Annotated in this window: 11 protein-coding genes; 8 read left to right on the top strand and 3 right to left on the bottom strand. The window is 70.5% G+C overall.

All coding sequences use genetic code 11. The features are described 5' to 3' along the window. Positions 1–187 precede the first annotated feature (187 nt). A complete protein-coding gene (locus VK923_00660) occupies positions 188–676 on the bottom strand; it encodes a cupin domain-containing protein (GenBank protein ID HSJ43178.1) in 489 nt (162 codons plus the stop codon). A gap of 108 nt (positions 677–784) precedes the next feature. Here VK923_00660 and VK923_00655 point away from each other — a divergent pair, with 108 nt between their 5' ends. After that, the gene (locus VK923_00655) at positions 785–1,216 is read left to right on the top strand and encodes a hypothetical protein (protein ID HSJ43177.1); all 432 of its coding nucleotides are present in this window, start codon (positions 785–787) and stop codon (positions 1,214–1,216) included. A 14-nt stretch (positions 1,217–1,230) separates the two neighbouring features. On the opposite strand, the gene VK923_00650 is transcribed toward VK923_00655, so the two are convergent. Beyond that, complete coding sequence (locus tag VK923_00650) at positions 1,231–1,449, bottom strand: Rdx family protein (GenBank protein ID HSJ43176.1); 219 nt, start codon at positions 1,447–1,449, stop codon at positions 1,231–1,233. 202 nt (positions 1,450–1,651) lie between these two features. Between VK923_00650 and fadI the strand changes: the two genes are divergently transcribed. Genes fadI through VK923_00635 form a run of 3 tightly spaced genes read left to right on the top strand, consistent with a single transcriptional unit; the run spans position 1,652 to position 6,847 of the window. After that, entirely contained in the window at positions 1,652–2,944 is a 1,293-nt protein-coding gene (gene fadI, locus VK923_00645) for an acetyl-CoA C-acyltransferase FadI (GenBank protein HSJ43175.1), read from the top strand. A gap of 1 nt (position 2,945) precedes the next feature. Next, entirely contained in the window at positions 2,946–5,141 is a 2,196-nt protein-coding gene (fadJ, locus tag VK923_00640) for a fatty acid oxidation complex subunit alpha FadJ (GenBank protein HSJ43174.1), read from the top strand. Beyond that, positions 5,138–6,847 carry an acyl-CoA dehydrogenase family protein gene (locus tag VK923_00635; protein HSJ43173.1) on the top strand — a complete coding sequence of 570 codons (1,710 nt, stop codon included), beginning with the start codon at positions 5,138–5,140 and terminating at the stop codon, positions 6,845–6,847. Before fadJ ends, VK923_00635 begins: the two co-directional genes overlap by 4 nt. A gap of 58 nt (positions 6,848–6,905) precedes the next feature. On the opposite strand, the gene VK923_00630 is transcribed toward VK923_00635, so the two are convergent. Further along, positions 6,906–8,918, bottom strand: coding sequence for a glycogen debranching N-terminal domain-containing protein (locus VK923_00630; protein HSJ43172.1), 2,013 nt, complete (start codon positions 8,916–8,918; stop codon positions 6,906–6,908). A 168-nt stretch (positions 8,919–9,086) separates the two neighbouring features. Here VK923_00630 and VK923_00625 point away from each other — a divergent pair, with 168 nt between their 5' ends. The 4 genes from VK923_00625 to VK923_00610 form a co-directional block, all read left to right on the top strand. Further along, positions 9,087–10,337: an ABC transporter substrate-binding protein gene (locus VK923_00625; protein ID HSJ43171.1), complete on the top strand. Its 1,251-nt coding sequence runs from the start codon at positions 9,087–9,089 to the stop codon at positions 10,335–10,337. A gap of 2 nt (positions 10,338–10,339) precedes the next feature. After that, complete coding sequence (locus VK923_00620; GenBank protein ID HSJ43170.1) at positions 10,340–11,275, top strand: sugar ABC transporter permease; 936 nt, start codon at positions 10,340–10,342, stop codon at positions 11,273–11,275. A 3-nt stretch (positions 11,276–11,278) separates the two neighbouring features. After that, complete coding sequence (locus VK923_00615; GenBank protein HSJ43169.1) at positions 11,279–12,184, top strand: carbohydrate ABC transporter permease; 906 nt, start codon at positions 11,279–11,281, stop codon at positions 12,182–12,184. 168 nt (positions 12,185–12,352) lie between these two features. Then, positions 12,353–12,705, top strand: a 353-nt coding sequence (locus tag VK923_00610; protein HSJ43168.1) for a hypothetical protein, incomplete at its 3' end; no start/stop codon positions are given.

The following is a 12,705-nucleotide window of genomic DNA, read 5'->3' as shown; positions in this document are numbered from 1 at the left end:
GTGCCATCGTGGCCGCGACGCGGCACCTGACCGCCGCGCAACGCGCCCGCGTTCCGACCCCCGCGGTCGAGCACGCACCACACACCGACGACCCCGCGCACCGGACACCCGCCTACACCGGCGGGCCACCGGTGCGTCCGCATGCTGGCGCCGAGCGTGCTGGCTCCGAGACTGCACGGACCGCTTATCAGCTCGGCCGCATCATGCGGGTCCGGGTCTCAGGTGGACACGCCAGGCAGGCGTGCCGTTCAGCCACCCGGTTCGAAGTCGGTGGGCGCCAGCTCGAAGCCGTCGAACGTGAACGCGGGCGAGACCGCGCAGCTGACGAGGTCCAGTCACCGGTCGACTCCGCTGCCTGCCACCAGCTGGCCGGCACCCGCAGCTGTGGCTGCTCGCCGGCGGCCAGATCGACGCCGAGCACCGCCTCGTCCGGCGCGGTCGAGGCGTCAGGTGCGCGCCAGAGCGTCAGAGGTGCACCAGCGTGGAAGTGCTGCAGCTCGTCGGCGTCGACTCGATGCCAGTGCGACCGGTCCCGATCGCGCAGGAGGAAGTAGATGGCCGTACCCGCGCCGCGGGCGTCGGGTCCGGCGTCGTGGCACCACGTCTCGCGGAAGATGCCGCCTTCAGGATGCGGCGCCAGGTCGAGCGCGGCGATGATCTGGGCGGCGGTCTGCACGCACCGATCCTATGGGACCGACCGGCGATGCTGGATCGTCGGGGCCGCGGCGCATCCGGATGCGTACGCTGGTTGACGTCGGAGATGACGACGACGATCGGATGATGTGTGATCTCGGTCAAGCTCGCCCGCGAGCTGCGCGACGCCGGGCTTCGGTGGGAACCCGCCAGCGGCGACCAGTTCATGATCCCGGACCGCGACCTGGACGGGCAGGTGTTCTCGATCAGTGAGATGACCATCGACGTGCGCTCATCACCGGTCGGCAAGCTCATCGCGTTCAACGGCACGGTCGAATGGGCACTCGACTCGATCATGCAGCGTGAGGTGATCTGGCTGCCCGGTGAGGGGCAGCTGCGTGAGCTGCTCGGCGATCGCTTCATCGCGCTCGAGCGCACGCCGACCGGGCTGCGTTGCGTCGTCGACGTCGACGGCCACCGCATGGAGTACAGCGACACGGACGCGGCCAACGCCTATGGCCGCGCGCTGCTGCACCGCCTGCTGCACAGCGCGACGGCTGACACGGGCTCACTCTCAGGCTAGCGACCGACGCTGGCCTAGCGCTCCTCGAGCACCTCGGGGCCCAGGCGGGCCCTGACCTCGCCGACGACCTCCCCGGGGGCAGCGTGGCGCCCCAGCGCCTTCTTCGAGAAGATCACCTCGTCGTCGAGCGTGACCTCGAAGCGTCCGCCTGACGATGGCACCAGCCGGAGGTCGGTGATGACGGGGGCCCAGCCGCTGAGGATCTCGGCCGCCAGACCGGCGGCGCGCTCCACATAGCTTCAGGGGACGCAGAACTCGATGGTGAAAGCGTGGGTCGGATCGAGCATGCCGCAACCCTATCCCCGTGTGCGGTCGCGGCTCGCCAGGTCGTCCCACGTAGCTGCATGACCGAGGTTACCGCTCGGTAGCATGGGGACCGGTCGGCGCTGACCACCGGTCGCGCCACCCGTGGATTGGCCGGCTGAGGAGGGCCGCATGGCGGAGGGCAATGGCAGACGCGTAGCGATCGTGGACGGCGTCCGCACGCCGTTCACCAAGCGGGCGGGGGCGCTGGCCGGCATGACGGCGATCGACCTGGGTCGTCACGTCGTGTCGGAGGTGGTCGACCGCAACGACGTCGATCCCTCGTCGGTCGGACAGGTGGTGTTCGGGCAGGTGATCCTGGATCCGAGCACGCCGAACATCGCGCGCGAGATCGTGCTGGGCACCGGGCTGCCGCCCACGGTCGAGGCATACAGCGTGAGCAAGGCCTGCATCACCAGCTACCAGACGACGGTCAACATCGCGCAGGCCATCGCTGCGGGCGTGATCGACTGTGGCGTCGCCGGTGGAGCCGAGTCCGCGAGCAACGTTCCCGTACTGGTGTCCCCGGCGCTACAGGACGCGTTCCGCGCCGCCGCCGAGGCGCGGTCGCTGCGAGCACGGGTCCAGGCGTTCGCCGACGTGCGCCCCGGGGATCTGGCACCGCGGCCGCCGGACCTCACCGAGCCGTCGACCCAGGAGACGATGGGACAGTCCGCCGAGCGGATGGCCAAGATCAATGGCATCGACCGCAGCGCCCAGGACGATTTCGCACACCGCAGCCACGTGCTGGCCGCCCGTGGCTGGAACGAGGGGAAGCTGCCGGACGAGGTCGTGTCGGTCGACGTGCCGCCGCGCTACGAGGAGACGGTCGACGTCGACACGACGGTGCGGTTCGACAGCGACCGGCGACGCTACGACGATCTGGCCCCGGTCTTCGACCGCCACCACGGCACGCTGACGGCCGGCAACAGCTCGCCGCTGACCGACGGTGCCGCAGCACTCCTGCTGATGAGCGAGGACCGCGCCGAGGCCGAGGGACGCGAGCCGCTCGGTTGGCTGCGCAGCTACGCCTTCACGGCGCTCGACCCGGCCGACCAGCTGCTGCTCGGTCCGGTCAGCGCCACGCCGATCGCACTGCAGCGCGCCGGCGTCGCGTTCGACGACCTCGACCTCATCGACCTGCACGAGGCCTTCGCCGCGCAGGTGCTGTCGGTCACGCAGGCGTTTGCGTCAGCCGAGATGTGCAAACGCTACGCGGGGGTCGACGAGCCGATCGGCGAAGTCGACTGGAACATCGTGAACGTGCTCGGCGGATCGATCGCGCTGGGCCACCCGTTCGCCGCGACCGGCGCGCGGCAGATCGCCCAGACCCTGCACGAGCTGCGCCGGCGCGGTGGTGGCGTCGCGCTGTGCAGCGCATGCGCCGCCGGCGGCATGGGTGCCGCCATGATCCTGGAGGCATGACGTGACCTCGACCACTGACAGCGACAGGGCGGACGACATGCAGTCCGCGTTCACGGTCGAGCGCCGAGACGACGTCGCGATCGTCGTGCTCGACGTCCCAGGTCAGTCGATGAACACGCTGCGCACCGACTTCAGCGCCGAGCTCGAGCGCCTGCTCGACGACCTGGAGGCGGACCGGGACGTGCGTGGGATCGTGCTGACCAGTGGCAAGCCCGACAGCTTCATCGCCGGTGCCGACATCGAGATGCTCGCGGGCGTCGGCTCGGTCGCCGAGGGCGTGGCGTTGTCACGTGACGGACAGCGTGTGTTCGACCGGATCGAGGGCTGCACGACACCGGTCGTCGTCGCCGTCCACGGCGCGTGCCTGGGCGGCGGCATGGAGCTGGCGATGGCCTGTCACGGCCGCGTGGCCTCCGACGACCCGGCGACCCGCTTCGGCCAGCCGGAGATCCAGCTCGGGCTGATCCCCGGTGCCGGTGGCACACAGCGCCTGCCGCGGCTGGTCGGCATCGAGCAGGCGCTCGACCTGATCCTGACCAGCAGGGACGTGTCGGCGTCGCGTGCGCGGCGCATGGGCATCGTCGACGAGGTCGTGCACCCGGCCATCCTCGTCGACGTCGCGTGTGATCGGGCACGCGCCCTCGCGTCGTCGCACGGCACCGACGGTCGGCGCCGGGATCTGATCGAGCGGGTCCGCGGTGCGCTGCTGGAGGACAACCCTGCGGGCCGGGCGGTTCTGTTCCGCCAGGCCGAGGCCAACGTGCGCGCGAGGACCCACGGCAACCTGCCGGCGCCGCTGCGCGCGATCGAGGTGGTCCGGACCGGCGTGGAGCAGGGTGCACGGGCCGGCTACGCCGCCGAGGCGCAGGCGTTCGGCGAGCTCGCGGTGACGCCGCAGGCGCGCAACCTGATGCGCGTCCTCGACATGCGCCAGCAGCTGCGCCGCGAGGCACGCGCTGCGGCCGAGCAGGCGCGGGACGTCGGCAAGGTCGCGGTGATCGGCGCCGGCCTCATGGGTGCAGGCATCGCCGCGGTCACGACGAGCCGTGCGGAGCTGCCGGTGCGCCTGAAGGACGTCGATCGGGCGGCGCTGCGCCGCGGCATGCGCTCGATCCGTGACTACCTGGATCAACGCGTGGAACGGCGGCGGATCACGGCCCACGAGCGTGACCGCGTGCTGTCGCTGGTGCATCCCAGCACGGACTACCGCGGCTTCGGCCGCGTGGACCTGGTGATCGAGGCCGTCGTCGAGGACCTCGCCGTCAAGCACCAGGTGCTCAAGGAGGTCGCCGAGGTCACGTCTGATGAGGTGATCATCGCGACGAACACGTCGTCGATCCCCATCGACCAGATCGCCGACGGCTACCGCCGGCCGGAGCTGGTCATCGGCATGCACTACTTCTCGCCGGTGCCGCGGGTGCCGCTTCTGGAGGTCGTCGAGGGGCCGCGGACCGACCCGCGGGCCACCGCCACCGCGGTGGACGTCGGCCGACGCCAGGGGATGACGGTCGTGGTGGTCGGCGACGGTCCGGGCTTCTACACGTCGCGCATCCTCGGGCCCTACATCAACGAGGCGGCGCACCTGCTCGCCGACGGCGCGTCGGTCGACGCGATCGACACCGCGTTGGAGCAGTTGGGCTTCCCCGTGGGACCGTTCCGCCTGGTCGACGAGGTCGGCATCGACGTCGCCGCAAAGATCTCGGGGATCCTGCAGGAGGGCATCGGCTCCCGCATGGCGCCGGCGCCCTCGATGGCGGCGGTCGTCGACGACGGGCGCGAGGGCCGCAAGAACGGTCGCGGCTTCTACCGCTACCAGCAGCACGACGGCGGCCAGGTCCGCGGTGAGGTCGACCCGTCGATCTACGAGCTCGTGGCACGGTCACCGCGGCCGGCGCCGCGCCGCGACGAGATCGTCGACCGGGCGGTGCTGGCGATGGCCAACGAGGCGGCATGGACGCTCGGCGACGGCGTGCTGCGCTCGCCGCGCGACGGCGACGCGGCCGCCATCTTCGGGCTGGGCTTCCCACCGCACCTCGGCGGCCCGCTTCGCTACATCGACGACCGCGGTCCCGGCGCCGTCGTCGACCGCCTGCGCGCCCTGGTGACGGACCACGGCGAGCGCTTCACGCCGGCACCGCTGCTGATCGAGGTCGCCGAGCGGGGCGGGTCGTTCACCGCGGATGTGTCCCCGCGGTGACCCGGCACACCGCACCGTCGTTCGTCAAGCCGCTGTTCCTCGGCGAACTGCACGAGGGACTGGTCACGCCCTACCCCCGCATGGCCGCCGACGAGCATGCGCGTGTCGACGCGCTGACCGGACAGCTGCGCGACTGGGCCGCGGAGCACTACGACGCGCGCGCGGTCGAGGAGGCGCGGTGGATCGACGACGACGTCCTGCACGCGCTCGGCGACATGGGGTTGCTCGGCCTGTTCGTCGACCCGCGACACGGAGGGCTCGGGCTGAGCCAGACCGCCTACTGCCGGATGTTCGAGGCCATCAGCGGGGTCGACCCGACGCTTGGGATCGTGCTGGGCGTCCACCAGTCGATCGGCTACAAGGGCATCCACCTGTTCGGCAGCGAGGAGCAGAAGGACCGGTTCCTGCCGGACCTCGCACGCGGCCGGAGGCTGGCGGCGTTCGCGCTGACCGAGCCCAACGCCGGGTCCGACGCCTACCACCTCGAGTCGACCGCGGAGCTGCAGGCCGACGGCTCGTACATCCTCAACGGCGACAAGCGCTACATCGGCAACGGCTCGCGCGCCGACGTGCTGACCACGTTCGCGCGCACACCCGCGGGTGCGCACGTCGCGCTGCTGGTCGAACGCGGCATGGATGGCTTCGAGGTCGGGAAGCGCTACGACACGATGGGGCTGCGGGCCAACGACCTGCGCCGCCTGTCGTTCCGTGACGTGCGGGTGCCGAGGGCCAACGTCCTCGGGTCCGAGGGCGAGGGCTTCACCATCGCGATGGAGATCCTCAACAACGGGCGCATGTCGCTGGGCACCGCCTCGGTCGCGGCGGCGCGCAGCCTGACCGACCTCGCGATCACCCACGTCACCGGCCGCGAGCAGTTCGGCCGGCCGCTCGCGGAGTTCGAGCTGGTGCAGGACAAGATCGGCTGGATGGTCGCCTACACCTACGGCCTGGAGGCAATGGCGTACCTGACGACCGGCATGGTCGACCGCGGCCTGGAGGACTTCTCGCTGGAGTCGGCGATCGTGAAGGTCGCCGGGACCGACTTCATCTGGGCGGCCGCGAACCGGGCCTTCCAGCTGGCCGGCGGCAGGGCCTACATGCGCACCGAGCCGTACGAGAAGGTGCTGCGCGACATCAGGATCTTCCCGATCTTCGAGGGCGCCAACGACGTGCTGCGCAGCTACATCGCGCTCAATGGCATCGAGCCGGTCGCCGCGCAGCTGTCGGGCCTGTCCCACCTGGACTTGCGGGACCCGATCAACGCCGTCGGTGTGGTGGCCGACTACGTCGGCGGCATGGTCCGCCGGCGCGTCCAGCCCCCGAAGCTGACCCTGACCCACGAGCGCTTCGCCGCACAGGCGCGGGAGGTCGGCGAGCAGGTCGAGCAGCTACGCTCGGTGACCGAGAAGCTGCTGCGTCACCACGGCGAGGCGATCAAGCTGCGAGGTGCGCAGCACAAACGGCTGGCATCGGCGGTGACCGACATCTTCGCGCAGGTCGCGACGCTGGCGCGCGTGTCCGACGTGCTCGACCACCCCGAGCAGGGCATGGTCGGCGACGAGCCGTTCATCGCCGAGACGTTCTGCGTCCGCGCCGCCGAGCGCGTCCGCCGCCAGTTCGAGCAGATCGAGCGCAACGACGACGACCGCGCGTTCCAGATCGCGCGGGCCGCCTATGAACGCGACCGCTACCACCACACGGTCTGACACCACGGGCGGGCCTGCCGTGACGCGGCTGCACCGCCGGGTGGATGACCGAATCGGGTCATCGTGCATCCGATGACACATCTGGTTCGTCGCGCACGGTGACATCGAGGGGGGCGTCGGTGCGCGCGGAGATGCGGCCGCGGTCGAGCGACACGTCGAGGCGGTGGGCGCCGAGGCGGATGCCCGTGACGGTGAGGGTCACGTCATCGCGCAGTGCGGGCCCGAGCGCCACCCTGCCCGCCGGCACGTCGGGGTCGAGCCTCAGCAGCGTGCGCAGCAGGGCGAGCGGCACCGCGGCGCTCCACGCCTGTGGACTGCAGGTGGTGGGGTAGGGCACAGGTGCGTCGACCTCGTCGACGCCGTATCCGGCGACCACCTCGGGCAGGCGCCATCCGGCGTGCTCGGCCAGCCGCAGCACCCCGTCGATGAGGTTCGCGGCGCGCCGCTGCCGTCCCGCGCGGGCAATCCCGTCGATCACGAGGGCGGTGTCGTGGGGCCAGATCGACCCGCGGTGGTACGACAACGGGTCGTACGCGGCCGCCGTGCTGCTCAACGTGCGCAGGCCCCACCCGCTGTCCATGTCCGCCGCCGTCAGCCGGTCGGCCAGCGCCGCAGCGTCGGCGGCGTCAAGCATGCCGACCCACAGCAGGTGGCCGGCGTTGCTCGACGTGACCTCCAGAGGGCGTCCGTGGCCGTCCAGCGCCATGGCCAGCACGTGGTCGGCGGGTGAGCGGAACGCCGCCAGGACCCGTGACCGCACGCCCGCGGCCTCGGCGCCCAGGCTGTCGCTGGCGACCGGATCCCCCACGTGCCGCTCCAGCTCGGCGAGGTCGCGCAGCGCCCGCCAGTGGTAGCCCTGGGCCTCGACCACCGCGATCGGCGGTGGTGCGATGCTCCCGTCGGCGTGCACCATCGCGTCGGGGAAGTCCTTCCAGCCCTGGTTGATCAGCCCGTCGGGGTCGGCGTCGTAGGTCAGGTGGCCGCCTGCGTCTGCCTCGGCCACGGAGCGGCACCACGCCACCGCGCGGCGGGCCGCGGGCAGCAGCGCGCGCACCCGATCGGCGTCCGCGCCCCACCGCCACGCCTCGGCGAGCAGCATGACGAACAGCGGGGTGGCGTCGACCGACCCGAAGTACGGCTGCCAGGGCGCCAGCCCGAAGACGCCGCTGTCGCCGGTGCGCAGCTCATGGAGCACCTTGCCGGGTGCCTCGCCCGTCCGCTCGTCGTCGGTCGTCCCCTGGAAGTGCGCCAGCGCCTCGAGGACGTCGAGCGCCTGGCCGGTGCCCAGGATCAGGGCCTGGTGGGCCGTCAGGAGGGCGTCGCGGCCGAACAGCGCCATGTACCAGGGCGCGCCGGCGCCGATCCACGAGAGCCCGCGCTCGTCGTCGTGCATGTGCAGGGCCACGAGGTCGGCACGCGCCGACGCGACGGCCCGGTGCCACCGGTGGTCGCCGGTCACCTCGACGTCGGCGACGGCGGGCGCGGACGATCGCCGTCGCGGCCGGCGTGCGACGTCTATCCCGACGGTGCGCGACACCCCCGGGGTGGCGGTAACCGTCCACGACACCCGACCGGTGGGGTCCAGGATCGCCTCGCCAGCGGTCACCTCGACCCCGACCGTGGTGTCCCCGCCGACCAGCCCGGCGCCGGCCGGGCGGTAGGGCACGGGCGGCGGTGGGGGCTCGCCATAACGCAGCGTGAGCAGGTCACCCAGGTCGGTCGCGACGTCGATGACCAGCTCGAGCGTGACCTCGCCACCGAGCGACCGCACTGTCAGATCGACGCGCAGGCCGCCGTCGACGTGGTGCACTTGGGACAGCAGCGCCCGCTGCCGTCCCGCGGCATCCCGGACCAGCCGGTGCAGGGTGCGCCGGTCGGGACCCGGGTCTGCACTGTCGAGCAGTTCATGGTGGTGGCCGGCCACGGTGAGGGCCAGGTGTGACAGCAGCCGGCGGTCGCCGCTATAGAGGCCGGTGACCCCGTCCGGGGTAACACCACCGTCGGATGCCGTGATCAGCACCGCACCGCCACCGACCGCGGTGTGCAGGGACGCAAGGGTCGTGATGAGCACGCCCTTTCCACGACGTGGCGACGATGGGGTCTAGCCAGATCGGCTCTTTTCGTCTATACCACGGCCATGGGTGGAATGCGCTGGAACAGACCGATCGCTCCGAACCGGAGACCAAGGAGGCAACGCGGGCGGGGGGCGCGCAACCCGGCCGTGGGTGCCGGTCGCAGGGTGGCCGCGCTCGTGGTGCTCGCACTGCTCGCCGCCGCGTGCAGCCTGCCTGCGCCGTCGTCGACCGGTGCGGGACCCGATGACCTGGTGTGGGCCGTCGGTGGCGCGTCCGCCGCACCGGGCGCCGTGAACGAGAGGATCGCCACGCTCTACACCGAGCAGGACCCGTCGCGTCCTGCCGTGAAGCTGGTCCCGCTGCCGGACGAAGCGGACCTGCAGCGCGAGCAGATGGCCTACGAGCTGCAGGCGCAGAGCCCGACGTTCGACATCCTGGGCCTCGACGTGATCTGGACGGGCGAGTTCGCGGTCAACGGCTGGATCGAGAAGCTCGAGGACCGACGCGGCGACCTCGAGGGTGTGGTGCTCGACCCGGCGCTGGAGTCCGCCCTGCACCAGGAGGAGGTCTGGGCGGCGCCGTTCAACACCAACGCGGGGTTCCTCTACTACCGCTCCGACCTGGTCGACGAGCCACCCAAGACCTGGGACGAGCTGGCGACGATGGCCAAGGAGATCGGCGAGCGGGAGGGCATCGGCGGATACGTCGGTCAGGGCTCCCAGTACGAGGGACTGGTCGTCAACTACCTCGAGCTGGTGTGGGGTGCCGGCGGCGAGCTGGTGAACGAGGACGGCAGCCAGGCCGTACTGGACCAGAACGAGGCCGGGCAACGGGCGCTTGAGTTCATGCAGACGTCGCTGGAGGACGGCACGTTCGCCCCCGGCTTCAACACCATGCTGGAGGAGGAGGGGCGCAACACCTTCCAGAGCGGCAAAGCCGTCTTCATGCGCAACTGGCCGTATGCCTACTCGCTGATGCAGGGTGAGGACGAGGAGAACCCGAGCGCCGTGGAGGGCAAGTTCGACATCGCACCGCTGCCGACGTTCACGGGGGAGGGCACCGTGTCGGCGCTCGGTGGGTTCAACCTCGCGGTCAACGCCTACTCGGAGAAGACCGAAGAGGCCAAGGACTTCGTCGTCTGGGCCGCGACCGACCCGGAGGCCCAGAAGATGCTCGCCGAGGACTCGCTGCCGCCGACCCGCGAGGACGTCTACGACGAGCTGTCCGACGACCCGGTGATGAGCCTGCTGGCGGAGATCCTGCCGCAGTCGAAGCCGCGTCCTCCGGTCCCGTCGTACAACTTCCTGAGCCAGGACATCCAGCAGGCGATCTTCCCGGCGTACAACGGCAGCGCGCCCGTCGGGCCGACGATCAATGACCTGAACACCGAGCTGACCAGCCAACTGGAGGGCTAGGCATGGCCGTCGACACCGAGGAGACCGCGAGCGCCGGACAGCAGTCCGAGCCGCCGAGGTCGCAGCCCCAGGGCATGTCCGAGCGCACCCTGGCCCGCGCCTTCATGGCGCCGTCGGTCACCGCGATGGTGCTGGTCGCCGGCTTCCCGATCATCTGGGCGGCCTTCCTGAGCCTGTGGGCCTACCAGGGGCGCCAGCGGACCGGCTTCGCGGGCCTGGGCAACTACATCGAGGCGGCCACCGACCCGCGGTTCTGGGACTCGGTGATCGCGACCTTCGTGTTCACCGTCGGGTCGGTGTTCTTCGAGTTCATCATCGGCATGGTGTTCGCGCTGATCATGAACAGGGCGTTCTTCGGTCGGGGCGTCACGCGGGCGGCCATCCTGATCCCGTGGGTCATCCCGACGGTCATCAGCGCCCAGATGTGGTTCTTCATGTTCAACATCACACCGGGCTTCATCAACTCGGTGCTCCCGTTCGTCCCCGCCGACTTCAACTGGTTGGGCGCCGACTACTGGGCGATGTTCGCGGTCATCTTCGCGGATGTCTGGAAGACGGCGCCGTTCGTGGCACTGCTGCTGCTTGCAGGTCTCCAGACCATCCCGGGGGAACTGTACGAAGCCGCGCGCGTCGACGGCGCCACCGCCTGGCAGCGGTTCCGCAACATCACGCTGCCGCTGCTGCGGCCAGCGATCCTGGTGGCCCTGCTGTTCCGCACCGTCGACGCCCTGCGCATCTACGACCTGCCGGCAGTGATGACCAACGGCGCGTTCGGCACCGAGACCCTGTCGGTCCTGGTGCAGCAGTTCGTGGTGCAGACGCCCGACCCCGGACTGGGCTCGGCGTTCTCGACGTTGACGTTCGCAATCGTCCTGGCGATCGGCATCGTGTTCATCTCTGCGCTCGGCAGGGATCTGGTCATCGGGGTGGAGGAGTAGGCCATGAGTCAGACGATCGACGCCGAGACCACCGAGACCACGGCGCCGCCCCCCCAGCGGAGAGCGGCAGCCTCGACCGAGGACACCACCGCCCGCAAGGTCGGCAAGGCGGTGCTGCTGCTGGCCATCTTCGCGTGGTGTCTGTTCCCCTTCGTGTGGTTGATCAGCACCAGCCTCAAGCAGGGCAACGACGCGCTGAACGACCCGAACATCTTCCAGGGCCCGTTCGGCATCAGCAACTACCAGACCGTGTTCGAGCAGAACTTCATCTACAACCTGCGCAACACGTTCGTGGTGGCGATCTTCACGACCGTCATCTGCATCGTCATCGGCAGCTTCGCGGCCTACGCGCTGGCACGGCTGCCGCTGAAGAAGAAGGTCCTGTGGATGTCGGGGGTGCTGGCGGCCAGCCTGTTCCCGCCGGTCGCGCTTGTGCCTCCGCTGTACGAGGCGTGGCGCGCGCTCGGGCTGCTCAACACCTACCCAGGGCTGTACATCCCCTACATCGCGTTCACGCTGCCACTGACGATCTTCATCCTGGTGACATTCTTCTCGACGATCCCGATGGAGCTCGCCGAGTCGGCGCGCGTCGACGGTGCCACGCCGTGGCAGACCTTCTACAAGGTGGTGCTGCCGCTCGCGGCGCCGGGTGTGTTCGCCGCGGCGATCATCGTGTTCGTGTACGCCACCAACGAGTTCCTGATCGCGAGCACATTCGCACCACGCGACCTCGAGGTGCAGACGGCCACCACGGCCATCGCGTTCTTCACGGGTGCGAGCCAGTTCGAGCGTCCGATCGGCACGATCACCGCCGCCTGCGTGGTCATCTCGATCCCGCTGATCATCATGACCTTGATCTTCCAACGCAGGATCGTCGCCGGCCTGACCGCCGGCAGCGTGAAGGGCTAGCGCGGCTGCAGCTGGACGACCCCGACGAGGTGTCGGCGGTCGATGCACCACCGACAGGGAGGCCGCCGCCGGCGGTCGTCACGACGGGCCAGGGTGATCCCGGGGGAGGCCGGGTGTTGAACCGGGGGGATGGCAATGCGTCGAGTCCGTGGACGTCTCGTTGGCGTCGTGTTGGCGATCGCGCTCACGCTGTCGGTGCTGGCCGTGCCGGCCGGCGCCGAGGGCGTCGGTACGACGACCGGCGTCCTGACCCGGTCGCCGGAGCTGTCGGAGACGACGCGACTGGCCGACCGACGCGCCGTGGTCATCGGCGATCAGCTGTACGCCACGTCGACCGCCGACGGGCTGTATCCCGCGATGGGGTTCCACACCCGAGGCGAGATGGGTGGCTTCTGGGCCCCGCCGATCAAACTGCTCGACGGCATCTGGTTCAGCGTGGACGGGCGGTGGCTGGGTGCGGGCGTGCCGGCGCACCGGTTCACCAGCGGCTGGGGCTACCACCGGACCACCTACGCCCCCCA

Source organism: Euzebyales bacterium (assembly GCA_035461305.1).
GTDB lineage: Bacteria > Actinomycetota > Nitriliruptoria > Euzebyales > JAHELV01 > JAHELV01.
Note: the sequence above shows the minus strand (reverse complement) of the source record. Positions and strands in the feature narration are given on the sequence as shown.